This window comes from Haloplanus salinarum, from assembly GCF_009762275.1.
Lineage (GTDB): Archaea > Halobacteriota > Halobacteria > Halobacteriales > Haloferacaceae > Haloplanus > Haloplanus salinarum.
Genome location: NZ_CP034344.1, coordinates 162415 through 186056 on the forward strand (window position 1 = coordinate 162415; position 23642 = coordinate 186056).

The window sequence follows — 23642 nt, forward strand, 5'->3', positions numbered from 1 at the left end:
ACCGAGGGCGCTCAGAGGATACCGCCGATGAGGAGGAGACCGACGAGGAGCAGCAGCGTCGTGATCGCGCTGCCGCCGGCCAGCCACTTGTTCTCCATCGCCTTCTCGTGAATCGGCATCTCGGCGTACTCCTCGCGAAACGCCTCGAGGTTCTCCTCGTCGTAGAAGTACTTCGTCTTCAGCGCGAACCGTTCGGTCACCGCACAGCCCGTACAGACCGGCTCATCCTCGAGCCGTTCGGTCTTGCTGTGGCTGTCGCAGGCAATCGCCCCACAGTTCGGACAGTACGTGTACGTCTCGTCGACGCCGCTCGTCTCGCAGTGGACGCACCGATGGATGCCGTCCTCTTCGGTCACTCTGGACGGCCCTGCCGCGTGATACTCGTAGGGATAGGTGTACTCTCCGAGGTCGATCGTCTGGCGCACCTCGGGGAGGTACACCGGCTCGATCGACTGGACAGCGATGTCCGAGCGGTTCGGCTCGCAGGTCTTGTTGTACGTGACGTTATTGTCGCCGGTGTAGGTCACCGTCGTCGTGTGGTAGTCCTGGAGCCGCTCGACGGCCCACTCCTTGTACTCCGTCTGGGTCTGGCCGAAGCGGCGCTCCTCGACGTCGTCAAAGACTTCCCCGAACTGCTTGGCGTCGAGGTCGACCGTCGCGTGGAGGTTCTCGGTGACCAGCGTCGCGACCGCTTCGTCGGCGACCTGCGGGCGACCACGCTCGGCATGGACGACGAACTGTGTGCGGTCGTTGATCCGGTGGATCACGCCGACGGATGTCTCGAAGACCGCGTTCGTGTCGGCGGTAATCGCAACCACCGGTCGGAACGTCACTTGCGAGTGCGGCACCGGCAGATCCGCGGCCTCGATGTTCTCGATGTCGCGGAACGCTTCCTGGACCGGCGCGTCGACATCTGCCGCCGGGTCGTACGGCCGTAGGGTCTCGTCGCAAAGAATCTCGATGCGGCCGTTGTAAAGATCGAGGCCGATCTCGTCGGCAATCTCTCGGAGGTCCTCGCCGTCGAGCAACTCGATGGGATGCGGGTCGTCATTCTGCTGGAGCCGCTGGGCATACTCTTGGGCAGGATTCGTGAACCGACCGGTCGTGACAACCATCCCGCGCTTTGGGCCGTCGAAGTCGAACGTCGCGATCGCCGAGTGGAGCTTCTGGACGACCGGCCGACCGACCGTACCCGTGTGCTTGCACTCGACGATGATCGCCCGTCGCGTCCCGTCGACGACCTCCTCCATAAGGACGTCCCGCCCCTCGTCGGCCGTGCGTTCGGCCTGCCGGACGTTCTCGTAGCCGAGGTTCCGGAACACGTCCTCCATCAGGTCCTCAAACTCGAACCCCGAGAGGTCGTCCAGTACAGCCATCCGAAGGTAATTGGACTGTATCTTGCTAGAACCAAATACGTTGCCGACCTCGGCGGCGAAAGCGGGTGCGGCGGCCGCAGATGTTGTTCCACGTCCCGCGAGGGGTGCGGGACGTCACAGCCGTCCCGAGTCACCGATGAGTTCTGAGCACAACAGCGAGGTCGCCCCTGACCACTGGTGGTTGTATCGCCGAACAGACGACGACCATTTCGTGTTCGCTTACGAGTTCTCGAAATCCGTCCTCTGCCACGTCCAGCACCCCTCGGACTGGCTGGTCCGCGTCGACCGGGCCGATGGGACGATCCTCTTCAGCCAGCACGATCTCCAGTCGCGAGCAGCGGCGTTCGACCTCGCCGAGAGCGTCATGAAACTCTGTACGCTGCTCCATCGAGAGGTCGTCACGGAGCGAAGTCAAGCGCGAAAGCCGATGTACGTCGGGCCCCGACCAGCCGGGACCGCGAGTGCGAGCACTCGGCGAAGCGGACGCAGTCCAGATACTGCCCGTCGACCGTCGGATTCCCGGCCCAGCCAGCCCCCGACGCGACCACGAGGCATGGGCCACCGGGAGGGTGAGTTTCGATGACCGGCAGCCGAGCATACCGCGGCGAACGCTGTATGGGTGGACAGCTGGTGTACACGCCCGATGGCGACGTGCTGGACAAGCACCTCCACGTTCTGCGCCGCGCCCCTGGTGGATTCGACTGGGGACCGGAGGCCGACGAGGCCCGCATCGATCAGCTCGCCATCGCGCTGCTGGCCGATTCAGCGACGAAGAACATCGCGCTCGACCACTACAAAGAGTTCGCTGAGTACCTGCGTGAAGAGCTCGAGGGCGACGAGTGGCGACTCCCGACCAGCGACATTTCGGCCGATACCTGGTCGCGGGACATCAACGTCGCTGATGAGACGCCCTCACCGGGAGACGTCGACATCACTGCGGTCGATTTCGACGAAATGACCTTCGCGGTCGAGCGGGCGCTCTGCGAGCAACACGACATCAGCATCCACCAGAGCGTCGACAACCGCCGCGAGGAACTGGAAGAGGCCCGCCAGGCAGTCCAATCAGAAACTACCGACTCGGAGGCGTCAGAGACCGACACCGGCGGGTTCGAGTTCCCCGCAGCTAGCCAGTAGGGACGGCGAGGGCGTTTCCGGATCTGTTTGTAGAACCCCCGAGAGGGGTGCGGGGGTTACCACTCCCGCGACGTACCGATGAACGGGAACGCACGACGTCCCACGTCAAGCGGAATCCAGACAGAAGCGCTCGCTCACCGTCGCGACGATCCCGTCGAATACGTCGGCTTTCGCGTCGACGGCCACGCCGTCGTTCTGAATCTCTCCGAACACCAGCGTCTCACTCCGGATCGAAGTCTCGATCTGGTCAACCACAGTCCGACCGGCTTCGAGTGGGGATACGCTGGAAGCGGGCCCGCACAGCTCGCCTGTGGGCTCCTCCTCGACTACTACAATGACGCCCAGGTCGCCCGAGAACACTACATCGCGTTCCGGAATCGCGTGATCAGCCAGCTCGAGTGTGACGGTCCGGCGGCGTGCTGGCACCTCACCGGCGAAGAGATCGACGCGGCGATGGCGACGATCACCGACGACGTCGTCGCCCTTCCCGACGGCGGGGGGCCGTCACCGCCACTCCCCGAGAACTGGCGAACGGTCACTCGCCCCGACCGGCGAGTCTTCCAGCGTGCTGATCGCGACCACTACATCGTACTCGGGGAGGGAACCGACGGCTGGCTGGCCGTCCTCTGCAGTCAGGGAGACCGCGCCTACCCGGCACCCCTGGCAAGCCGGACGGTTTCGGACGATGCCGATGTCAAGCAGGCCATCCGTGCTCTCGTCAACGAGAGCAACGACCTCATCGAGCCACCGGAGGGGGAGTGCTGATGGAGACGCTTCGATTGTCGCGAGCCACCCACCAGCTCATCGAACGCGGGGTCGAGGCGCTCGAGAAAATCGGTCGCGAACTGGAACGGTACAACGACCGGCAAGAGCAGACTGACGGTAGCGACCCGTGACGCAGACACGTTCTCCCGGCCAGCGGGCGAGTACCGGATTCCAGTACACGCGCACTCCCGAGGGGTGCTCGTGTCCCATACACCGCGACGGCCAGCCAGTCACGGCGCCGCTCGGCTTGCGGTTCGCGGAGCGCGTCCATGTCGAATCGATCCCGCGGCACGTCGCCGGCGCGATCTACGAAGCCCATCACTCCTATATGGACAGTGTCCCGCGGACGAACCTCGTCCATCACGGACTCTGTTACCAGGACCAGCTACTGGGTGCGATTACGTGGCGCTATCCACTGATTCGCTCGCTGGAGTACGACGGGACGCGATACGAGGGTGATGAGATCGTTGAGGCAGCACGGATCTGCATCGGCGTCGACTTCCCGAACCTCGCCTCTGCCGCGCTCGCCCGGTCGATGGAACGGTTCGTGCGCCGGCACGGCCGGCGGCGAGGCGTTCGCCTTCTGCTGACGTTCGTGCGAGCTGACTTCGACGGCTCGATGATCAAAGCGCTCAGAGACAAGGGCTGGCACTGCGCCGGAAAAACGGAGACCGGACAGGCAGGTAACCGACCCGACAAGCAGATCCGAGAGCGGCCGAAGTGGCGGTTTCTCTGTGAAGTTCCTGCCGAGTCCGAGCGGGAACAGACCTCACTCGGACGGTGGACCCCGTGACTACGAATGCTCGTCTTGATGAGTTCGCAGCAGAGGAGGTGGCTTCGGACAACCAGCCGGAGCGCGATCCATCAGTGGTCGAGCGACTGTTGAACCCGATATCACCGGCGCTCGGGCTGCGACTCATCCCTGGTCAAGGTGACCCGGTGTACCTCCAAAACAGGGGAACTGAACGCTACCTATTCCGGGATGCCCACGAGCGGTGGTTCATCCTACAGCCCTCGGCCAAGGAGTCGGTCGACGACTTCGTTCGCTGGGTGTATCTCCCCGACGGCAAACCCGCCGAGATCGCCCGGACAGCGATCCGTCAGCGGACCGTTCGCGGCTACCGGTACGTTCAGCGAAGCGGAGCTCCCGAGCCGGTTGGAACGACGGTGACGGCGATGTACCTCAGTGAGCCCTGGCCCGACGATGTCTACGAGTGTGGATCCTGCGGAGCCGAGTTCGAGTCGCCCCGTGCTCACGCCCTTCACTGCTGGGAGGATCATCCCTGGGTTCCGAACCCGGAGCAGGTTCGGCTACGCCGCTCCAGCACCGAGTAACGATAGTGCGACAGTTTCCCGACGGTGGGTCGATTAACCAACAAACAGCCCCTTCCTAGGTCAGTGTTGGTTAACGTGGTGTTGTTGTTGCGCCCGGCAGAGGGGCGCAGGGCGCGAGACGATGCATGCAGCCGTCGATGAGCGTTCCTGCGTCGAGGTGACTACGATGAAAGACCCAGAGTCGAGAACCATCTTCGCTCGCGTCGATGGACGTACCGACACCGAACTACCCGAGTGGTATCGTCAGCGTCACGGCGGCAAAGACACCGTGAGCTTCGCTGAGGCGATCCGCGACCTCCCGCAGGCCGTCGAGTCGACCGTGGCCTACAAGAATCCGTACACCGACGAATGGGTCGAAACGGAGCGGTTCAACGCGCTCGTCGAACCGAGTCGCGCTCGAGAGCAGGCCCGTGAGGAGGACGCCGAGACGGATTCCTTGTTCCATATTCCGACCGACTCGTACTCGATCATCAACCCGGTCGACGTCTACGGCCCTCTGGAGGAGGTCCTTCGGGAGGAGACTATCGACGGAACGCCGCTGGGTGACGTGATGTTCGGCGAGATTCGTCGCTACCGGGGCGGCGGCGAGGTCCATATGGACATCATGTTCGACGGCCTCGAGGTGCGCCTCCCCGGCCGGTCGGATCCGATCACGATGGGCGTCACGTCGGGCTACGACTTCTTCGGCGAGCACGCCGTCTACGTGGAGGGATTCGCCCAGGACGGGTACTGTTCGAATACAATGCGCTCGCTCACCGACAAGGAGGTCATCAAGCACGTCGGCGACGTGCGGAACTTCCGGACCTGGTGGGAGGAGATCCTCGCACAGGTCGAACTCGTCGCCGACAACCTCTTCGAGTTCATCCGTGACGCCCAGGACATCGACCTCGACTTCTCGGAGCTCCCGTTCACGGTCACGGAGTTCTATAGCCTGCTGGGCTTCCCGGACTACCTGGCCGAGCGCGCCGCGAGCGATGCGGAGGCCAACGCGGCCTCTCCCGTCGAGATCGATATGTGGACGCTACATTCCGGCGCGACGTACGCGCTGACCCACTTCTTCCAGGGCAAGGAGGGTGCGTCGCTGGACGGCTACGTTCGCACGGCCAACGACATCCTGTTCAACCCGGAGGGTACCATCGAGCGCGTCGAGCGAGCCTACGAGGAGCAACTGGAGTCGGACGGCGACGACGGGTCGCAGGCGTCGCTCGCCGGCGAGCGGGCACTCGCGAGCATCGAGCGCGTCAGCGACGATCTACAGGAGAAGGTCGACCAGTTCGAGGAGCGTGAGGACGCGCTCCGTGAGCGGTTCCAAGACGCGATGAGCTGACGTCGCGACGAAGCTGTAGTCGGCGGTCTGTTTCTCTCGCCCTCGAAGGATGGAGGCCAACAGAGATGGCTCGGTCTACGGATTCCGACGAAGGCGATGACGGGTTCCCGCCTGAGAAACGCCTCGAAGCGCCGAATCATCGTCTGATCGAGGCCGGGATCGCGACGATCCCCGATATGGAAACGCTCCGGGAATGCGTCGCGTACGAGAACGCACACCAGAACCGAACGCCGATCCTGAAGCAACTCGAGCGCAAGGCAACTGAACTCCGGGAGACAGAGGAGGAGTAACTCGGTTAACCAACAGTACTCACCGGTTCCCGAGAGTGTTGGTTAATCTGAGGTTTGTCAGTCACCCCTAGAAGGGTGCGGGGTGCCGAGCCCGCGGGCTCGCATTCATGTCCATTCTCAAGAGCCACAGTAGTCCCACGGCCAGCCGAATTGCCGCTGCCCGTCAGGTAGAGTTCGTGGCCTTCCTCCATCGGCTCCCGTTCGCGCTTGACGCTTGCAGACTCGGGTATCTCCCTGGTTTCCGGGAAGACTGCGGGTATCAGGCAGACCAGTATCAGGACCTCACCCTCTCGGTCGGAATGTTGGACAACGATTTCCGGAACCCCGATCTGGAACGATTCGTCGATCGCTTCTTCGAGTACGAGCCTCAGGTCGGAGTGATCGGCGACGTCTACGAACCCGCCGACGCCGCCGACCACGTTGCTGCCGCTCGCGAGATTCAGGGCAGCTTTCCCGATGTCGAGCTCATCATCGTCCCGAAATCCCAGGCAGTGATCGACGCAATTCCAGATGATATCGTCCTCGGCTATTCACGCGGGTACGCCGACCGCCTCGCCCACGAGTTCACCGACCCGGCTGATTGGAGAGGGCAACGCGTCCATATTCTCGGTGGGAGTCCGCCCAAGCAGCTCGACGTCATTCGACAGCTGACCCGGCCGACACTCACGGACGACCCACCGGCCGACATCGTCGGCGTCGACTGGAACGGGCTACATCGTGGCGCACAGTTCGGCGAGTTCTGGACGGCCGACGGCTGGGACGACAGCGGTCGCGACGCCGATCACGTCACCGTCCGAAAGACCGTGCGCCACAGCCTCGCCCGTATCCGCGAGTTCTGGGAGACCCACGGGGTCTGGCCTGAATCGACATCCCAAGACAACGGGTTGGGGGTCGAGTACGAAGGGCCGCGGCCTGCCGACCTCGAGCAAGCGGCCTGTACCGAGTGCGGAACGAACGTCTGGCAAACCCGCCGCGGTCCCTATGTCGCCGAATACGATACCGGCGCAATCTGTGGCTACTGCAGCTACGAGTGCTACTTCAGCCACCGTCACCGGAACAACCTCGAGGAGATCGCCGGCGAGCAGAGTGTCTACTTGCCGCCGGCGTGAGAGACACAACCCACCACTCAGTGTGAAGTCAAAAGTCGGAGTGCAGAACCCATTTAGCGGGTAAGCGACTACACGGGGTAATCGACGAGTCGCCTTCCGCACAGACCCACTCTCGCATCCACACGACGCCGCAAACGGACGTCTCGCAGAACTAGGGCAAGTTCCGGATTTACTTCAATTTCCCCGGCTGCGCCGTCCCCGACCACGACTACCACGGGTATGGGGCCACGAATTGACGTTAGAACGCCGTGAAGAAGGACTGAATGGCCGCCCAGTTGTAGCCGACGATCACCCACCCGAGCAACCCGAACGCTAACCGGAGGATCCACGCCGGCCAGTTCCGATCCTCAACCGTATCGACGATATCCTGCACTAACCGGTTCTCTTCAAGCACCGGGAGATTCCGGCTGATATCCTCCAGTCGCCACTCCAGATGCATCATCAGCAACACCGCAATCCCTTGGACTAAAAGCGGGGAGCCAACGGTCGATGCTGGTGGCGGGTTCGTAATCACGTAATCAATCGCAATGAACCCCAGCAAGAACGAAACCGTCACGTACCCGGCCAGCTTCCGATGCCGGTTTACACGAATATCCTCATCCTTCTCCTCCGCCACCTCGGCATCGTGCTCAGCCAGCTGCTCCTCGGAGAACACGACGATCTGGTTCTCCAGCCGGCCAAGCAACCGATCCAGTAATGCCAATTGCCGGACATCCGGCGTGAACTCGTACTCGATATCGTCCGACAGGTACAGCTCGAACGGGAGTTCCTCGTACAACCGTTGCCACAGGTTCTGCCGGATCTCGTCCACCATCTCCTGCGCGAACGACTCGTCCGACAACGCCGCCCGCATCGCATCCTGCTGTTCCTGGAAGAACCAGACCAACGGGATGAACTCGTACTCGTTCAACTCCTCCACATCCACCTTCCGCATCTTGCTCAACACGGAGCGGCACGTGTCCGGAGCGTACTCGGCGACCTCGAGCGCGACCGTCTCCACGAACGCCATCCGGTCATACTCGGTCCACGTGGACTGCCGCTGCCCTGCAACCTCGCTATCCAGAAACTCGCGGTACTCGTCCAACCGGTCGTACGCCGTGATCCCGACCAACGCGCAGTACAAGTAGACATAGGACTCGAAAAACTGGAACTGCGGCGCGTCCGGCCCGTCAGACGCCTCTCGCCGGTCGCGTTCCTCATCCAACTTCGCGAAGAACTGGTCCTCGATGTCCTCGTAAATCGGACGGCCGCGGTCGTACTCCTTGAAGAACTTGCCCATCAACGCGAGTGCGGCGACCTCGAACTCGTGATCCACGCTGACATCCTCGTACCAGTCCTCGAGTTCCGCCGCGATATCTGCCACGTCGTCCTGCCGGCCATCGTGCACCTGCAACGACAGGCCGACCCAAGCCGTGCTCAACGGGTCGCCGTACCAGCCGGGGCGCTCCTCCTCGCGTTCGAGCAGCTGGTGAACTGTCCGGTGGATAACGAGCTTGAAATCCGGCTGTGACTGATCATCTGGCGTGGTTTCGCCCGCTGTGGTTACAGGAACCATGGGATATCCCGGAGCCGTGGGTGCACCAACCGATCTATGTCAACACTTATCAATCCCTCATCATCAACTTTCTGGGTGTTCTCAACGATATCGGCGATATCTTCGGCGTACCGGATGGTAATCGGCAGATTCGCGCCGAACTGGTCCTTCCAGTACACCGAGCACAGGTCGTAGATGCCCTGCGCAATTGCCTGAGTGGCGGTGTCACCCTCCACCGTGAGCTCGATGGGAACCGGGGAACCGGGCCGATAATCGCGGCGGCCGCCGGTCATCACGAACCCTTTGTTTTCCCCCGTTTGGATCCACAGGCCGCGCTCGGACAGTCCGGACGAATCGGTGTCATCGTAGAGCCGGAAGTCATGCGTGGTGTTCAGGTGGGACAGCACGACGTCCACGCCGTCGAACTCGTCTTCAAGCCGGTCCTTGGCGTTGCGTTCCGCATCGCCGATCCGCTTGTAGCTGTGGACCACAATATTCTCCGGCGGCATCTCACGCTCCGCATACTTCTCCGCGGCAGTCACGATACTGTCTGTCAATTGGTCGGTGAACGTCGAATGGGACGTGGTCGCCTGTGTGGCGTCGAACCAGAGGAACGCTCCGTTGCTCTGGTAGGCAGACGCGAACCCCAGTGTGCGTTCAACCCCGCCGACACGGCCGGACTGGTACTCGCTCTTTCCCACGCCGATGATGAGGTCGACCGGTGAACTTGGCCGGTTCACCACCCACGGCGTGCCGCCGAGCTTCGCGTAGACCTGGCAGGCGATGTTGACGATCAGGTACTGCAGGTCGACGTGGTGCGGGGAACGCCGCCGGAGCTTGTCGACGAGCACCATCTGACTCGGAATGCCGGCGCTCGTGAGCAAGGCCTTCATCGCCCAGTACGGCGACCGGTAGCCGCGCGTCCGCATCTCGTGGGACGTGAACACGATAGCGATGTCGTCGTCCGCAGCTTGGATGTGGTCCACCACGTCAAGGTAGGCGTTGAGATCGGTGCCGTCCACCGTGACCGTGTTCCCGACGGCGACATTGTCCATCCGGAAGAACGACTCGAAGCCGTTCGGATAGTAGGTCGAATGGCCGTCAATCAACGCGTCTTGGAACCGCTGCGCGTCGGACTCCCACGATTCGGGGTAGACCATAGTGAACGTGGCGTCCGTGAAGTCGCGGGAGATCGACGAGTCGAACGGCCCGTAATTCCCGAGGCCTCGGCCGACGATGCTGTCGGTGATGCTGGGATTCGTGTAGTCGAAGCGGTGTGTCGGCGTCTCAAGCTGTTCGGCGTGGAGGCGGCGCGGCATGGTTAAGCAACGACCTCCAGCGGTTCATCCGCGATCGTCACGGTCTGCCCGGTCGGCAGCGTGATCTCGCGGTCGATCTCGTTGACCAGTTCCTCCAGACGGTCCCACTCGTACTGGAACTCCCGGTCAGAGTAATCGTCCATGTAGTCCGGGACGCCTAGCCGGTCGCGGCCGATGTCCTCAATGATGTCCGAGTGGTGATCGCCGTACTTGTCCGTCGCCCACTGCCGGATATTGTCGTAGCTGGCCTCGAATGCGACCCGTTCGACCGGCGGGTTGGCTGTGATCCCGTCGACGGCCGGGGACAGGGAGGCGAACCGGTCCGAGCCGTCGTCGTACTGGCACTCTTCCCCGGTCGCGGTGAACCCGTCGAACCGGCCGACCAGCCGGTCATGGCCGTGGAACGTGCAGTCCTCGTGTTGACAGTCGCTGGGGCAGTTCATCTTCAGCCAGTAGTCCTGCTGGTCCGTGCTGTCAAGCACTTCGTCCAGCGGGTCGGTGAAGTAATTCGTCGTGGTGTACGCGAAGTTGAGGCCGACGACCGGGCCGTGATCCGGCAGGTCCCAGAACCGGGAGCGCATCTTCAAGCCTTTCCGGATCTCCAAGCCGTCCACGGGTTCGGCGATGGGATCCGGCTTGTACACCTCATTGATCTGGTTGAGACGGGCATCGTTCTGGTCAACCTGCAGCGGGGTGAAGTCATGGTGGTCAACGAGATGCTGGATTGCGCCATACTGCACGAGATTCGAATAGATCCAGAGATAGTCCTGCCAGGGCACGGTACTTTGCTCGTACCCGGTTTCCTCCTCCAGAACGTGTACGCCCTCCTCGTTGTTGGGGATCGCGACGGTCGGCGTGACCCGGGTGTCGATGGTGACCGCGTCGAAGCGCTCGTCGATACGTTGCGGGATATCCGTGTCAGGAGAGGGATACCGCCAGATCTGGAGGTCGTCGCCGGGGAGCTGGCACTCGTACACGTTCAAGTGAACCATTCCTATGCATGTAGCGGCAGAAGGGGCTAATATCTTGTCGGTGAGATATCGGGAATCCTGTTGGCGTTACGCGAACTCGTCCCGCAGGTAGAGGACGGTGAGACCGGTCACGCTATCGATGAGCTCCCGGCTGTTGTAGATCCCGACATTCCCGCAGACGGGGTCACCGGTGTCGTCGTACCGGATCACGTTCCCGTCCTCGTCCCGGAGTGCGTCGCCCTTGTCTCCGGTGACCATGCGTTCAAGGACGCCTTCGTCGCACATGTAGGAGGCGTCAAACACGACCTCGGCGTCCATCTCGTCGGATAACTCTCGTTTGATCGTGTCCATACGGGTTTCGGGGATATCGCCTCGCTTCGGCCCCATCTCCACGCGGCGGCGGAGTTCTTCCTTCCGTTCCTTGGCGTATTCCTCCAGATCCTCCACCAGCATCTTCTGGATTTTCCGCGCGTTCTCAACCGTCACGGCGAGATCCAGCTGGTCCAGTTTCTCGTCGAAGTACCGGTGGATGGCCGGCTCGGCCGAGTCCCGGATATCGTATGCGTCCATGAACGCCTCGACCACGGTGGGAAGATCGAGGTCGTCTTCTTCAAGCAGCTCGTCCTCAAAGTGGAACCGACTGTCCCACAGCTCGGTCATCTTCATCTTGAACGAGCCATCCTCGGCGGTCCATGAAAGCTCGGACCGGTCCCACTCCATCTCATACTCGTCCTTGGTGACGTCACGGTTGCAGTACTCGAACAGTACCGCATCTCCGATGTATAGGGTGTTGTCCGAGTCGAACAGACGGCGGGCATCGCTATGCCACCAGTCGTGGAAGAACGTGTACCCCATCAGGCAGTTCGTGTCGAGATAGTACCGCATCAGTCAGTGCGTAGAGAAGCCGACGAGTGCTTCGGAAACAGCGTCCTGCGCCGCTCGCACGGTTTCGTCCCGTTCCAGCCGCGGCCCGTACTTGGTCTGTTCCGCTTTCTTGTTCTCGAGCCGGCTCCGCATCCGTTCTTGGAACCGGTCCACGTCATCGTCCCCGATCTCGTTTCGCACCTCCTCGACCGTAATGTCGCTGTGCTCCTCCTGGGCAACCTCGATCATGAAGACAGTCCAGAACGCGCCGCTGAGACTGAGCATTTCGTTGACGCTGTAGAACTCGTCCGGCTGGTCGAGTTCTGTGCTCATCACGTTATACCACAAGTACAGGTCGGATTCAAGATGGGGAAACTCGTCGGTCGGGAAACTCTTCACGATGCGGGACAGGGTGCGGCGGATCGCACTTCGATCGTAGCCGTCATCGAGGATATCAGGGTGGTCTTCGGCCGCAGTCCGTAGTTGCTTGTCCAATTCCCGGAACTCTCGCTGCACCTGGTACGGAGCATCCTCGTACATTCGGTCGGTGAGCGGTTGTAGGCCGCCCATCTCGTAGTACCGGAGCAGCACCTCTTTCACCGCATCTCGCGCCACACCGACCGTATCTGGCTCGGCGTCAAGGGTGTCTGGTTCGATGGGACAGTCAACCTTCGAACCGCCGTCAGCGGCTTCGGTGATCGATACCTGGGTTTTGGAGGTCGGTGTGACGGTGCCGTACAGGTACCAGTAGTACGGGATGTCCGTGTCGATCCCGCGCTCCTCCAGCTCGTGTTTAATGAAGTACAGCAGCTTATGGAACTCCTTTTCGCGGAGCGGGCTATCGTAATCTCGCTCGTCGAGGAGGAGGGCAGTAGCCTCGTCTACCCCGAATTCGGGGCTCATATACGGCATTTCTTGTGGCCTCTCATATAAATCCGGGATATATTTCTCCCGTTTTATACAATTAATACTACGTTCAAGGCCAGAGCAGCGACCTCTATCAGCAATTAGCGTGGTAATGGGACGCGGGTCACCTCACTCCCGCCGAGTTCCACGATTACCAACTCGTCGCCGCAGTCCGGGCATCGGTACTGGCCACCGACTGATTCTGTCGAGTTCGCTGCGGTGTGTTCCGTGACCAGTTCGAGTTCGCCGCCACAATCGCCGCAGTACTGATCCTCGGTCATATGGATATCGACGGCCGAACATCACATAAGCCCTATCGCCACCCCAGACCCAGCATTGACAGTGTAGATGGTTCGAAAACACAGACGCACGAGATGGGGGAACGAGGTCATTACTGGTACAGACGTCGTGTTAGCCAATTCGAATGGTGTGTCCCAGTTTCGGACCACTAGATGAATTGGATCTATGCCCTTTGCTACATCTATCCTCCGTATATCTCATCGTATTCTTGATACTTGGAGAGTGCTTCCACGAGTAGAGCGACACGTGAGTCCCCTATACAGACCGCACCAAGAGAGGGTCTGTCACTTTCCATAGTTTTCAACAGAACAATCAAAAACGCGCTGGCGAACAGAGCGTCTACTCCCCCCAGCGTGATGCCAAGAGCGGTTTTTCGCGCCCCAGAGAGGGTGAGGGCTCCATCGACAGTCCTCAGAGGTGATATTCTGTGAGTCAACAACAGAGTGCCGACAACGTCTCAATCGATGATATCCCCGTCGATATCGACAACACACAATCAGAAGATATCGGTCCCGCCGACGTCCCCAAGGAAATCGAGTCCATCACCCGCGGGCTAGCCAGTGAGCAGCCGCCGACGAACCCCATAGTGGTTCTCAAAGCGGCCCGGTGGTGGTATCTACACGGCAAGGGTGGAGCTGATCCTGCGTTTCATTGGGCAATAGAGTGGGCCCGGCACCTCGCGACCGACACGCCCAGCGACATCAATCAGTTCGACGAGTTCCTCGAGTATCTCGTCACAGTCGGCTTTGCGGACGATACAGCCGAGCTTCGATAGCGTTCCTCGAGGGTTGTTCATCCGCCCCTGAGGGGTGCGGCGCGTTCTGAACTGGCGAAATCGCGTTCATCCGATTCAGTGACCACCATGTCCACGACCAGAGACTCGTCGGTCTCCTTCGACCAGACCGACACGCGATCCGACGAGATGAACAGTACCATCGAACAGTGGATCGACGACCTCGTCGCCGGTGTCGACGACGCACAGGCCAGTGCCGAGTTCCAGGAGTGGCTGGACATCCAGAGCCGGTTCCACGACTACTCCTATCGGAACACGCTGCTGATCAAGCGGCAGTACCCCGACGCGACAAAGGTCGCCGGCTACCGGACGTGGCAGGAGGACTTCGATCGGCACGTCCAGGAAGGGGAGTCAGCCATCTGGATCTGGGCCCCGATCATCACCACACAGTGTCCAGAGTGTGGGAACTCGCCAAGCTACCACGAGGACAGCGACTGTGAGTACGACGAGACACCACCCGAAGACTGGTCCGAGGGCCTCGTCGGATTCAAGCCTGCGCCGGTGTTCGACATCTCTCAGACCGAAGGCGAACCGCTTCCCGACCTCGACACAGAAGCAACCGGGGACGCCGGCGACCTCGTTGCTTGGCTGACCGGTGCCGCCGACGAACTCGGCGTCACGGTTCGCATCGTCCCCCAAGCGGAGTGGACCCACGGCGAGGCGAAGGGCATCTGTGAGCAGCTGAGCCTCGTCGACGTCCAGCCGCTCGTCGAGGTTCGCGACCGGGAGAGCGATGCCGATCTCGCCCGGACGCTGATCCACGAGTTCGCACACGCCCTGCTTCACTTCGACGTCGAGGACGACACCGAACGGTCGAAACGCGAGGTCGAGGCCGAGGCGGTCGCCTACGTCGTCGGCCGGTACTACGGGCTCGACACGAGCGGCTCAGCGTTCTACCTGGCCGCGTGGGAGTCAGAGGATCCCGAGATCGTTCGAGAGCGCCTCGCCCGGATCAGCACCACGGCTGAAGAGATCATCGACGCTCTCGACAGCGTGGCTTAACCAACATAGAGGGTTGTCCGCCTACTTTGTTGGTTAAGTTTTCAGTGCCCGCAGAGGGGCGGAGGCACTCACCGGAGACCACGACCGATGACCGAGAGATACCTCTCTACCGTTCTTGAGGAAGCAGAACAGATCGCAACCCACCACGAACAGGTCGCCCATTCGACCGAGAATGCAGCCCACGAGTATCTGCGGTACGCGGTGCTGAAACTGCTCGAAGAGGGACCGTCCGATCCGGACAGTACACTCCCGCGAATCGACGATGTGACCGTCGGATACGGGCAGGATACGGCGATGTTCGAGAGCTGGCACACCGACGTCGAGTGGTGGACGACAGTCCCTCCGCAGGAGGAGTGTACGCGCTTTCGGATCTTCTACCCCACCGAGTACGAGTCAGTTCCGCGCCTCATCGTCGACGTGATGAGTGCGCTTGGGGCGTGGCGGGTCTGGACCGGGCGCGCTGTCGACTGCGGGTCCTACGACCATCGCGAACGGCGTGAAGTCCACTTCCTGTGGCCGCAGGGCCACCCGGTCGAGGACCTCCTTCAGGAGCGAGTCCACGGGCCTGACGCCGTCGCGCCGGATGGCGGCTGTACAGGAGACGTTCGCGATCGGATGGTCGCGTCAGCGAACGGTGGGCAGGTCGACGATCTCGAACCCCGTACCCGTCGCGCGGTCACCGAGGAGATGTCGGTCTCGTTGCTAGAGAAGGGCGGTCGGTACGAGGTCCAGTCGGCGTCCGGGAACCGCTACGAAGTCGACGTCGTCGGCGAATACTGTACCTGTCCAGACTGGCAGCAGCGCTCCCCCGCCGGCGGATGTAAGCACCTCCGTCGCGTCGATCACGAAATCAAGCGTGGCCGAGTCCCGCGACCGGATGGCAGACTCCCGGCCGATGCGGACGGAGTCTGATTAACCAACAGACCACCCTCTTCATCACCTACGTTGGTTAACGCAGACAGTTACGGGTCCACTGCCGTCACGGGAGCTCTTCTGTGACGTCGACGAGTTCCTCCTCGGTCTGCCAGCGATACAGCCGTCCCTCTTGCTCGAACAGCTCGAAGACGCCGTCCTGCATCCATCCGAAGGGGTGTTCCTCGTCCTCGTACACCCGCTTGAGGACGTGGCTTTTCTCGAAAAACTCCGTCGTGCCGACGAGGAGGCCCTGTTCGACGAGGAAGTCACTTGGTTCCTTCTCGGCGACGCCAACGAGGTAGGTGACGATGTCGGCAATCAGGCAGAACTTCTGGATGCTGTTGTCCCACTCGCCACGGATATCGACCATCCGGAAGGCGTAGGCGTCCTGCCGGCGGTTGAGCCGGTCGACCACGAGGTTCAGCCGCCGAATCGGCTCCCGGTCGTAGTTGCCCAGCACGAAGTACGAGCGTTCATTCTCGTAGACGGGGGTCAGTTCACTCAGGGCGTGGAGGATCTCCTCGTTGTCTGCCAGCGAGATCTCTTCGTCGTCGAGTTGGTCCTTCGCACTGGTGAGGACTTCTTCAGGGACGGGCGGCTCCTCGTCGGACATATATGGCCCCTCTCAGCGTCGTGCGATATGATTTACGGAGTAAATCACCAGCTTAGTCAGGTGTGGTTTAGTCCAGAGTGGTTTACTCAAGGGTAAACTACTTGCCGCCAGGCCGTGTATCGTGTCGTATGAGCACCGACCTGGGGACAGCTGAGGGGATGGAATCCCGCGAACTCGTCCACTTCGTCACCCAACAGACGCGGTTCGCGCTGATTAACAACATCCTCCAGCACCCCGACCAGCTGCCCTCGATGTACGAGCTTGAGGAGCTCAACCCCAGCGTGAGCGATGCCACCGTCTACAAGCACATCCAGAAGCTCATCGACGCCGGCATCGTCAAGGAGGTCGCCCTAGACGACGACCAGCGCCGGCAGGGCTACCCCTGGAAGTTCTACGGCCTCACGGAGGAAGGTCGGGAGTTCCTGGAGAACCACAACCTACTCGCTGCTGAGGAGACGCTCCAGCAGATCTACGACACCATCTCCGACAAGCCCGAGAAGATGGTCAAGTACGAGAACGCCCCCCGTCCGGACGGCGTCTAACGCCACGTCTATTTCTGAATAGTTTGCTATTCGTACTCTTTAACCCGTGACGAGACGATATCTAGTTAACCAACAAATCTATGCCGATACCCGTTTTGTTGGTTAACACGAGGCGACCGCTGATGTCCTACGAGCCACCGACGCCGCCGGCGGAACTTCCGACAGATATCGTCAACACACTCAACGGCTACTCGCCGGACCAGCTCCAGCACGTCGCGCGCTACGCCGAAGAGCTGGCAGAGCACAAAGCTCGCGAAGCGCGTCTCGAGGAGGAGTCGGAGGACGACGAGATCGACGAGCGGCCGGACGACCTTCCGGACGACGTCCCGTCAAAGGCCACGATCACGATCAAGGATATCAACGACAACCGCTACTACTACTGGCAGTGGCGGGAAGGTGACAGAGTGAAGTCGAAGTACAAGAGTCCAGTTAGCCCAGACGAGTAGCCGAAGCAGATACACACCCACTCCACGTGCCCGACGTGTCGAGAGATACACTCGTGACCAGGGGTGTGGTGAGCGACCGAACCGAGGGCTAGGCCAAGTCTTCCAGCCGGCTGTCCCGGAGGACAGATTTCAACACGATACCGGTGTCCTGAACCAGCCGGTGCTCGAGATAACTGCCTTCACCCCGTCCACCTCCGGTCCGAGTTGATTCAACGACCCCGAGGAACGCCTGCTCTTTCAACAGCTCGTAGACGCGGTGCTCGCTGAGAGTCTTCGCGTCAGCCTTCTCTGTCGTCGCCTGATACCGTTCGTAAATCCGGTTGGTCGAAAACCCGTCCTCGTTCGGATTCTCTTCGGTGAGCAGCGCGAGCGAATAGAGGATGAATTTGACCTGTGTCGTCGATCCACGGAGAAGCTCCTCGAAGCGATCGATTTCAGCCCACTCCTGAGCATCGCGAACGTGTTCCTCGACGACTGTATCGACGTTTTCTCGCTCGGCCAGTTCGCCGGCGTGACGAAGAATTTCGATTGCCTTTCTGGCGTCACCGTGTTCCTGAGCGGCTAAAGCCGCCGTCAGCGGAATCACATCACCAGAGAGAACGCCATCGTGGAACGCGTCCCGTCGGTGCTTCATAATCTCGCGCAGTTGATTCGCGTCGTAGGGTTGGAAGACGAACTCCTCCTCGCGAAGACTGGACTTGACGCGTTCGTTCAGCTGGTCGCGATACTCGATTTTGTTGCTGACTGCGATGACGCCCAGGTGGCAATCCGCTTTCCCCGATTCGCGAGCCCGCGAGAGCTGCATAAGAATATCATCGTCATCGAGTCGGTCCACCTCGTCGAGAATGATGATGACTGACTCGTAGGCAGTATCCAGAATCTCCCAGAGATAGTCGTAGTATTCACCGCTGCCAATCCCTGCGCGTGGAATATCGAAGTCAGTCTCGTCCGTCTCGTTGAGTGAACGAGTCACCGTCCTCGCGACGCGTGTCTGTGTGTTGTGCTGCGCGCAGTCGACGTAGACCGTGCCGACGGACACGCCGTTCGACTCCGCGGCTCGCCGGGCTCGTTCAGTGACGTGACGGGCAACGAGCGACTTCCCGGTTCCCGTTTTGCCGTAAATAATCACGTTGTTGGGCGGATCGCCACGAACGATCGGTCTGAGTTCAGCAGCAACGGCCTTGATCTCGCCATCCCGGCCGACGATACGGCCGCTTTCAGGGACGTGGCCAACCTTCAGCAGCTCCTTGCGAGCGAAAATGTTGGCGCGGTCGGGGTCGTCTTCATCAAAGTCAAAGAGGGGATCGTCAGCGGGATCCTCGTAGCGGCCGTCGAAGTCAGAGAGTTGGGACGGTTCCTCAGCCATCAATATCAGACATCGCGGATGGGACCTACTTAATGATTTGGCTACCTCGACCAGAGTGTAAATCGGGCTATGGTCGTCTTCTGATGTTTTGTCGCTGGCGTATCATCCTCACAAAGGGTCGAGTCGGTCCCGAGTGAAATCGGACTCGGAGCGAGAGTTACCCACGCAGACCGGCACCCCCAATCCAGAGTGAAAACGCCAGACTGGAGCGAGTTTGACACACCCCTGGTCAAGAGTGAATAGCCCTCCATCCGGGAGCAGCGTACCCGGTTGAGACGACACCCCCCGTCCAGAGTGTATCTCCCGAATCGGGGAATCAATCATTTCTATGAGAGGACACATCGGCCCTGGACGTCTGACGCACGGCAGACACCCCTCGTCCAGAGTGAAAGCACTGGTGTGACGAGCTGGAGTGGAGTGTGAACCTCGAGTGATGCTGACGAGCGTTCGTCGGCACCCCAATCAAGAGTGAAGACGCAGGTCAGATCTCCAGCCGAAGCAAAGCAGGGTACAATCGGAACTGTCGGGATCGGGTGTCTTGATTCCGATTGACGAGGGAGATCGGGAGATACCAATCCCGATTTCGGCTTTGATGCTGCTTCGCAGGTTGGCGAATAGTCAGAATGACGATTGTTCCTTCAACGTCTCATAATACACGGACGACGGAATCGAGCCCCCACACCCCTCGTCCAGAGTGAAAGGCCACGAGAGTCCCTCGGTTGGCCGGGCGGAAACCACACGACGAGTCGGCTAGCAAGTACCGAAATCACAAGACGTGAGACGAGTATGCCCCGAACAGCAGTTGGCACACAGTCGAATTTTCCCAAACATACCAATCTTCATAGTATTACCTAGAGGTTTTATTACTACCTACCTCCTACCACTCTCCAAGTGCATTCGGCACACAGAAGAGGACGAAGGCGGCATTCGTCCGGGTGGTTTCGAACCGCTGCTCGTGTTTGCTGTTCCATTTCTTCCGTGTTCTCTCGTCTCAGGCTGTCTTTCCGTGATTCTTGCTGATCTCCTCCCACGAGAACCCCCGTTTCCCGTGGACCTCACCGCACTCTCCTGATTGGTTTTCACTCTGGACGAGGGGTGTGTGGGCGAGGTATTCTCTCCTGCTCCCTTCCGTGTCTCCACTCAGCATTAACCAACAACTCTCGCGATACCTCGATAGTGTTGGTTAATCCTTCTTAATCTCGGTGAAGGCGGTCAAGTCCGTTTCCCGAGTTTCCGCGATCTCGCGTTGAATTTCTGTCCGATCCCAGCCAAGCGGTGCCAGCACACTCTCGACAGCTCTGATGAGCTGCGTCTCGTAGTACGACGCATCGTACGACTCTATCTCCTCGTGGGCTAACGCGACCCGCTCTCGCGAGCTTTTCTCGTCGTCGACAACTACGTACTCGATATCCTGTCCTGGGTGGATGGCGAGATCCTGGTCCCGAGCCCGCTTCAGCGCCGCCACGTTCTGTGTGTTCTGCGTGTACCCTTCCAGCGGCTTGGAGACACGATTCCGTTCGACGAGCTGCTCGACCGGCACCGTTCCAGCGTGGAGGCACTTGATCGCGTCCTGAAGACAGTCGAGGACGGCATCCGGTGACCGCGTGGCATCGAGCTGGTCGAGACAGTCCCGCTGGACGTCCTCAATGAACGGTGGGGTTGAGCGCTGCCGGGCTTCGATACCGCGTATCTTGAAATCATCGTCGCCGGCGACCTTCCCGAAGTACTTCGTCAACGCGCCGGCGTCGCTATCGCGCTGCGGCACGAACGCCACCCAGTCGTAGTGGGCTTCGTGTTCGAGCCGGATCTCGACCTCTTCCGTGATCGCCGTCGCGAGTGCTTTGAGGTCCTTGCGGTCATTGTCATCGACGTCAGGGTCCGGGGTCACCCAGATGGAGTCGACGATGCCGTGGACGACCCGCCAGCCGCCGGCTTCCAGCCGCTGTTTCGCCGTCAGCAGAATCTCGCGGGCAAACGCGTTGATCGCTTCGTGACACTCGATGCGGCCGAACTTCGAGTTGCTGAACCCTTGATAGCCGAAGCAGGCGACGAGGATCCATTTCAGCGCTCCCGACCGCCCCTCGAGTTCCGCCAGCCGGTCCTCGTCGGGGTCGTCCCGTTCCTTCTCGCGACGGATAGCCGCCTTGATCTCGTCGCGTGCGTCGATGATCGGCTGCAGAACGTCGACGAGGTAGCCCCGGTCGTCGCAGATCGAGTATCCGAGGCTGGGGACGTCGTCGCGGTCGCTGTGGCAGCTACATCGGATGACGTCCGGCGAGACGTTCCGCGTACAGATGATGTTCGGAAACAACGAGGAGAAGTCGAGTTCGTGGACGTTCTCGTGGAGGCCGACCTCGGGCGCGAAGATGAAGCCGCCACGGTCGGCGTCGTGAAGCGTCCCTATCGGTTTGTAGAACTCATGTCGCCAGGAGTTCCACGGGACGAGGACGCCGCGGTCGTGGGCCTCGCAGATCTGGATCGCTGTGAGAACGTTCCCAATCGATGCCCACGCGAGCTCCTGGACGGGCTTGTTCGAACGCGACACGAGGTCGAGGACGCCGTCGAGGTTTGTCTCTCCGTAGAAGAACGTGTTCGACTCGTCGATGATCGCCCGGCCGGGCACGTTGTACCGTGCTGGGGAGTGACCGACGCGACCGTAGCTCGAGTACGTCGACCGGCTTGCAAGCTGCTGGTAATCGACGTCCGGCCACCGACTCAGCGAGAAGTCGTCGACGCCGGCGTCCGTTGCCATCTCGTACAGCGTCGGGACAATTTCGCTCGTCGAGCAGACTAGGACGTCCGGATCGTGTGCGTCGAGCGCTGCCTGTACGTCGGTCAGGATATCCGTCGGCGAACCAGTAACGGTGTCGCCGGCGACGGACAGCTCCCCATAGACGTCGTTGCTCGTTTCGGTCACCGGGACGCTGAGCCGGAGCGTCGACAGCTCGCTCGCCGGCGTCGGATCGGCGCGGGTCTCTAGACAGTACCGGAACTCTCGCGAGAAGTCGACGTTGAAACAGGCGAGATCCCCAACTGGATAGTCCGACAACTGGCGTGCCTGCCGGGCGAGAGGGGTGATGCGGTCGATGTGGGCGACGTCGACGGCGAGGACTGTCTCCTCGTCCCGTCGAAAGCCTGGACGTCGCGCACCCATTTCGGTCGCGACGACGTCCGGGTGCTGATCGTACACGGACTGGAGCGTCGTGAGGTCGAGGTCGGCATCAGGATCGCGAGCGGCGACGTAGAAGCGTGGCGTGTAGTCATCGCGCTCGGTCGCGACGGCGCCGTCGGCGGTTGCCTCCCACTCCAGGACGCGGCCGTCGTCCAGGAAGTCGATGCTGAACGGCATCGTCACGGGTTCGCGTCCGATGGAGCGGCTTCCTGGTCATCGCTTGTTGTGACCGCGGCTTCGAGCTCCTCAAGGCGTTCTTCGTGGTCGTCGAGTCGGGCCTCCTGTTCGAGATCCATGCTGAGCAGCGCCGGCAGGAGCGGATTCTGGTGGTTCAACAGTCCGCTCGCGTCGGCGTGCTCCCGGGCGTACTCGAACAAGCGATCGAACCGTGGCTGGTCGCGACGCCGCAGTGCCCGCCGGAACTCTGACCAACGCTCTTCGATGGCCCGGAGCGCATCCCGATACGTCGGGTTCGTCCGCCCCATCGCTATCGGCCTCCTGTCCCGGTCGCCGTCCACGCATCGAGCAAGGGATCGGCGGTTGCCGCCACGGTCTCACCGTCAGCTGTGACCCCCGTGCCGACACCCTCCGGGGTCGGCGTCGACGGCGCTGGTGTCGTCGGTTCCATGCCGACCTGCGTGGCGCGTGCCGCGAGCAGCTGCCGCCAGTACGCGAACGTCGTCTGGTAGTACGCGCCGTCGTCGACGGGATAGACGAGCGTCTCGAAGTCCTCGCCGACGACCCGTGGCCCCATTCGCGTCTGCTCACACTCCAGGTGGTGGTCGGCGACCGTCGCGACCGGCGCCGTGAAGTCGTCGCGCTGCGCCCGGGTGACGAGCACCGGGATGTCGTATCCGTCGGCGTAGGTCGCCAACCGGGCGAGGGTTCGGGCCTGGAGGGTTTTCGCGTGAGTCTCGCCGAGGGTATCGTCGGCGCGGTACTGGGCGTCGACGGCTGGCGCGACGATGAGGGCTGGCGTGTGGGGCGATGCGTCCTCTTTGCGACTTGGTGCCCGTCGACCGGCCGCCCCGGCGTTGGTGGTGGACATCTGGATCGACTTGTTCACCGCTGTCGGGAGATCACAGACGGCGCCGTAGTGCTGGTAGGCGGTAAATCCGCGGGCGACGTGGATTCCGTTGAGCAACCGCTGACTGGGCGCGATCTGGGCGAGTGTTGTCGTCGTCGCGTGTCCGTTTGCGTCGACCCAGAAGGCGGGCCCGTCGTACAGGAGGAGATGGTCGAGCACCAGCGACTGCAGGATCGGGACGCCGCGGCCTCCCTCGATGTCGAGCAGCGTGATCCCGTTGTCGAGTGACGGCAACAACATCTCGTCCGTAGTCGGATCGGCCTGGTCAGCAAGGGACCGATTGCGGTCAGCCCCCCGTGTTGGCTGGTCCACCGCCAATCGGTTCGACGTTGAATGTTCTCCCATACTCGACCAGTTGTCCACGTTCCCGATAAGCCGCGGCGTGGCGCTTCCGCGTTTCATGGAATGTACGAAATAGATGGTGTCTCGCCCTCAGTCGGGTGTTTTTGGTGACGATTGAGTGTTTCCGAGATCGT

26 protein-coding genes are annotated in these 23642 nt (G+C 61.3%); 13 read left to right on the forward strand and 13 right to left on the reverse strand.

The features are described 5' to 3' along the window. Positions 1-11 precede the first annotated feature (11 nt). Positions 12-1376, reverse strand: a complete 1365-nt coding sequence (locus tag EI982_RS00785; RefSeq protein WP_157687693.1) for a restriction endonuclease — start codon at positions 1374-1376, stop codon at positions 12-14. 130 nt (positions 1377-1506) lie between these two features. Then, positions 1507-1764 carry a hypothetical protein gene (locus EI982_RS00790; RefSeq protein WP_157687694.1) on the reverse strand — a complete coding sequence of 86 codons (258 nt, stop codon included), beginning with the start codon at positions 1762-1764 and terminating at the stop codon, positions 1507-1509. Between the two features lie 191 nt (positions 1765-1955). On the opposite strand from EI982_RS00790, the gene EI982_RS00795 reads away from it, so the two are divergent. The 8 genes from EI982_RS00795 (at position 1956) to EI982_RS00825 (ending at position 7336) form a co-directional block, all read left to right on the forward strand. Next, positions 1956-2510 (forward strand): DUF6166 domain-containing protein, encoded by a 555-nt coding sequence (locus EI982_RS00795; protein ID WP_157687695.1) that lies wholly within the window; start codon positions 1956-1958, stop codon positions 2508-2510. Between the two features lie 78 nt (positions 2511-2588). Next, complete coding sequence (locus tag EI982_RS00800) at positions 2589-3275, forward strand: DUF6166 domain-containing protein (RefSeq protein WP_157687696.1); 687 nt, start codon at positions 2589-2591, stop codon at positions 3273-3275. Beyond that, positions 3275-3406 carry a hypothetical protein gene (locus EI982_RS18880; protein ID WP_269846456.1) on the forward strand — a complete coding sequence of 44 codons (132 nt, stop codon included), beginning with the start codon at positions 3275-3277 and terminating at the stop codon, positions 3404-3406. The genes EI982_RS00800 and EI982_RS18880 overlap by 1 nt, the downstream gene beginning before the upstream one ends. Beyond that, positions 3403-4068, forward strand: a complete 666-nt coding sequence (locus EI982_RS00805) for a hypothetical protein (RefSeq protein WP_157687697.1) — start codon at positions 3403-3405, stop codon at positions 4066-4068. The genes EI982_RS18880 and EI982_RS00805 overlap by 4 nt, the downstream gene beginning before the upstream one ends. After that, positions 4056-4610: a hypothetical protein gene (locus EI982_RS00810; protein WP_157687698.1), complete on the forward strand. Its 555-nt coding sequence runs from the start codon at positions 4056-4058 to the stop codon at positions 4608-4610. Before EI982_RS00805 ends, EI982_RS00810 begins: the two co-directional genes overlap by 13 nt. A gap of 166 nt (positions 4611-4776) precedes the next feature. After that, entirely contained in the window at positions 4777-5937 is a 1161-nt protein-coding gene (locus EI982_RS00815; RefSeq protein WP_233255197.1) for a hypothetical protein, read from the forward strand. 65 nt (positions 5938-6002) lie between these two features. Further along, positions 6003-6227, forward strand: a complete 225-nt coding sequence (locus EI982_RS00820; protein ID WP_157687699.1) for a DUF8129 domain-containing protein — start codon at positions 6003-6005, stop codon at positions 6225-6227. 107 nt (positions 6228-6334) lie between these two features. Continuing rightward, positions 6335-7336 (forward strand): DUF6610 family protein, encoded by a 1002-nt coding sequence (locus EI982_RS00825; protein ID WP_157687700.1) that lies wholly within the window; start codon positions 6335-6337, stop codon positions 7334-7336. 238 nt (positions 7337-7574) lie between these two features. On the opposite strand, the gene EI982_RS00835 is transcribed toward EI982_RS00825, so the two are convergent. From EI982_RS00835 to EI982_RS00860, 6 genes are all read right to left on the reverse strand, one after another. Next, positions 7575-8891 (reverse strand): hypothetical protein, encoded by a 1317-nt coding sequence (locus tag EI982_RS00835; RefSeq protein ID WP_157687701.1) that lies wholly within the window; start codon positions 8889-8891, stop codon positions 7575-7577. Beyond that, positions 8879-10189: a Piwi domain-containing protein gene (locus tag EI982_RS00840; protein WP_157687702.1), complete on the reverse strand. Its 1311-nt coding sequence runs from the start codon at positions 10187-10189 to the stop codon at positions 8879-8881. Before EI982_RS00840 ends, EI982_RS00835 begins: the two co-directional genes overlap by 13 nt. A gap of 2 nt (positions 10190-10191) precedes the next feature. Further along, entirely contained in the window at positions 10192-11181 is a 990-nt protein-coding gene (locus tag EI982_RS00845) for a hypothetical protein (RefSeq protein ID WP_157687703.1), read from the reverse strand. Between the two features lie 66 nt (positions 11182-11247). After that, positions 11248-12045, reverse strand: coding sequence for a hypothetical protein (locus EI982_RS00850; protein WP_157687704.1), 798 nt, complete (start codon positions 12043-12045; stop codon positions 11248-11250). Positions 12046-12048: 3 nt separating this feature from the next. Further along, positions 12049-12927 carry a hypothetical protein gene (locus EI982_RS00855; protein WP_157687705.1) on the reverse strand — a complete coding sequence of 293 codons (879 nt, stop codon included), beginning with the start codon at positions 12925-12927 and terminating at the stop codon, positions 12049-12051. Positions 12928-13031: 104 nt separating this feature from the next. After that, the gene (locus EI982_RS00860; protein ID WP_157687706.1) at positions 13032-13211 is read right to left on the reverse strand and encodes a hypothetical protein; all 180 of its coding nucleotides are present in this window, start codon (positions 13209-13211) and stop codon (positions 13032-13034) included. 446 nt (positions 13212-13657) lie between these two features. Here EI982_RS00860 and EI982_RS00865 point away from each other — a divergent pair, with 446 nt between their 5' ends. The 3 genes from EI982_RS00865 to EI982_RS00875 all read left to right on the forward strand — a co-directional run bounded on the left by EI982_RS00865 (position 13658) and on the right by EI982_RS00875 (position 15937). Continuing rightward, positions 13658-14005, forward strand: a complete 348-nt coding sequence (locus tag EI982_RS00865) for a DUF8013 domain-containing protein (RefSeq protein ID WP_157687707.1) — start codon at positions 13658-13660, stop codon at positions 14003-14005. Positions 14006-14092: 87 nt separating this feature from the next. After that, positions 14093-15025: a M78 family metallopeptidase domain-containing protein gene (locus tag EI982_RS00870; protein ID WP_157687708.1), complete on the forward strand. Its 933-nt coding sequence runs from the start codon at positions 14093-14095 to the stop codon at positions 15023-15025. Positions 15026-15112: 87 nt separating this feature from the next. Beyond that, entirely contained in the window at positions 15113-15937 is an 825-nt protein-coding gene (locus EI982_RS00875) for a hypothetical protein (RefSeq protein ID WP_157687709.1), read from the forward strand. Between the two features lie 67 nt (positions 15938-16004). Here the strand turns inward: EI982_RS00875 and EI982_RS00880 are convergent, their stop codons facing one another. Next, positions 16005-16553 (reverse strand): DUF8170 family protein, encoded by a 549-nt coding sequence (locus tag EI982_RS00880; protein WP_157687710.1) that lies wholly within the window; start codon positions 16551-16553, stop codon positions 16005-16007. Between the two features lie 128 nt (positions 16554-16681). Here EI982_RS00880 and EI982_RS00885 point away from each other — a divergent pair, with 128 nt between their 5' ends. After that, entirely contained in the window at positions 16682-17095 is a 414-nt protein-coding gene (locus tag EI982_RS00885; RefSeq protein ID WP_157687711.1) for a MarR family transcriptional regulator, read from the forward strand. 122 nt (positions 17096-17217) lie between these two features. Next, a complete protein-coding gene (locus tag EI982_RS00890) occupies positions 17218-17541 on the forward strand; it encodes a DUF6788 family protein (RefSeq protein ID WP_157687712.1) in 324 nt (107 codons plus the stop codon). 88 nt (positions 17542-17629) lie between these two features. Here EI982_RS00890 and EI982_RS00895 read toward each other — a convergent pair whose 3' ends face one another. The 4 genes from EI982_RS00895 to EI982_RS00910 form a co-directional block, all read right to left on the reverse strand. Next, positions 17630-18907: a Cdc6/Cdc18 family protein gene (locus EI982_RS00895; protein WP_157687713.1), complete on the reverse strand. Its 1278-nt coding sequence runs from the start codon at positions 18905-18907 to the stop codon at positions 17630-17632. Between the two features lie 1183 nt (positions 18908-20090). Beyond that, a complete protein-coding gene (locus EI982_RS00900; RefSeq protein ID WP_199243576.1) occupies positions 20091-22256 on the reverse strand; it encodes a type B DNA-directed DNA polymerase in 2166 nt (721 codons plus the stop codon). Between the two features lie 2 nt (positions 22257-22258). Further along, positions 22259-22564 carry a DUF8156 family protein gene (locus EI982_RS00905; protein WP_157687753.1) on the reverse strand — a complete coding sequence of 102 codons (306 nt, stop codon included), beginning with the start codon at positions 22562-22564 and terminating at the stop codon, positions 22259-22261. A gap of 2 nt (positions 22565-22566) precedes the next feature. After that, on the reverse strand, positions 22567-23511 hold the full coding sequence (locus EI982_RS00910) for a hypothetical protein (RefSeq protein WP_157687715.1): 945 nt from the start codon (positions 23509-23511) through the stop codon (positions 22567-22569). Between the last annotated feature and the right edge of the window lie 131 nt (positions 23512-23642).

Coding starts and splice junctions, on each gene's coding strand:
- EI982_RS00835 (WP_157687701.1), bottom strand. CDS start 8,891: ATGGTTCCTGTAACCACAGCGGGCGAAACCACGCCAGATGATCAGTCA.
- EI982_RS00800 (WP_157687696.1), top strand. CDS start 2,589: ATGAACGGGAACGCACGACGTCCCACGTCAAGCGGAATCCAGACAGAA.
- EI982_RS00875 (WP_157687709.1), top strand. CDS start 15,113: ATGACCGAGAGATACCTCTCTACCGTTCTTGAGGAAGCAGAACAGATC.
- EI982_RS00900 (WP_199243576.1), bottom strand. CDS start 22,256: ATGCCGTTCAGCATCGACTTCCTGGACGACGGCCGCGTCCTGGAGTGG.
- EI982_RS18880 (WP_269846456.1), top strand. CDS start 3,275: ATGGAGACGCTTCGATTGTCGCGAGCCACCCACCAGCTCATCGAACGC.
- EI982_RS00790 (WP_157687694.1), bottom strand. CDS start 1,764: ATGGAGCAGCGTACAGAGTTTCATGACGCTCTCGGCGAGGTCGAACGC.
- EI982_RS00820 (WP_157687699.1), top strand. CDS start 6,003: ATGGCTCGGTCTACGGATTCCGACGAAGGCGATGACGGGTTCCCGCCT.
- EI982_RS00785 (WP_157687693.1), bottom strand. CDS start 1,376: ATGGCTGTACTGGACGACCTCTCGGGGTTCGAGTTTGAGGACCTGATG.
- EI982_RS00885 (WP_157687711.1), top strand. CDS start 16,682: ATGAGCACCGACCTGGGGACAGCTGAGGGGATGGAATCCCGCGAACTC.
- EI982_RS00880 (WP_157687710.1), bottom strand. CDS start 16,553: ATGTCCGACGAGGAGCCGCCCGTCCCTGAAGAAGTCCTCACCAGTGCG.
- EI982_RS00890 (WP_157687712.1), top strand. CDS start 17,218: ATGTCCTACGAGCCACCGACGCCGCCGGCGGAACTTCCGACAGATATC.
- EI982_RS00910 (WP_157687715.1), bottom strand. CDS start 23,511: ATGGGAGAACATTCAACGTCGAACCGATTGGCGGTGGACCAGCCAACA.
- EI982_RS00855 (WP_157687705.1), bottom strand. CDS start 12,927: ATGAGCCCCGAATTCGGGGTAGACGAGGCTACTGCCCTCCTCCTCGAC.
- EI982_RS00905 (WP_157687753.1), bottom strand. CDS start 22,564: ATGGGGCGGACGAACCCGACGTATCGGGATGCGCTCCGGGCCATCGAA.
- EI982_RS00815 (WP_233255197.1), top strand. CDS start 4,777: ATGAAAGACCCAGAGTCGAGAACCATCTTCGCTCGCGTCGATGGACGT.
- EI982_RS00795 (WP_157687695.1), top strand. CDS start 1,956: ATGACCGGCAGCCGAGCATACCGCGGCGAACGCTGTATGGGTGGACAG.
- EI982_RS00840 (WP_157687702.1), bottom strand. CDS start 10,189: ATGCCGCGCCGCCTCCACGCCGAACAGCTTGAGACGCCGACACACCGC.
- EI982_RS00860 (WP_157687706.1), bottom strand. CDS start 13,211: ATGACCGAGGATCAGTACTGCGGCGATTGTGGCGGCGAACTCGAACTG.
- EI982_RS00845 (WP_157687703.1), bottom strand. CDS start 11,181: ATGGTTCACTTGAACGTGTACGAGTGCCAGCTCCCCGGCGACGACCTC.
- EI982_RS00825 (WP_157687700.1), top strand. CDS start 6,335: ATGTCCATTCTCAAGAGCCACAGTAGTCCCACGGCCAGCCGAATTGCC.
- EI982_RS00895 (WP_157687713.1), bottom strand. CDS start 18,907: ATGGCTGAGGAACCGTCCCAACTCTCTGACTTCGACGGCCGCTACGAG.
- EI982_RS00870 (WP_157687708.1), top strand. CDS start 14,093: ATGTCCACGACCAGAGACTCGTCGGTCTCCTTCGACCAGACCGACACG.
- EI982_RS00850 (WP_157687704.1), bottom strand. CDS start 12,045: ATGCGGTACTATCTCGACACGAACTGCCTGATGGGGTACACGTTCTTC.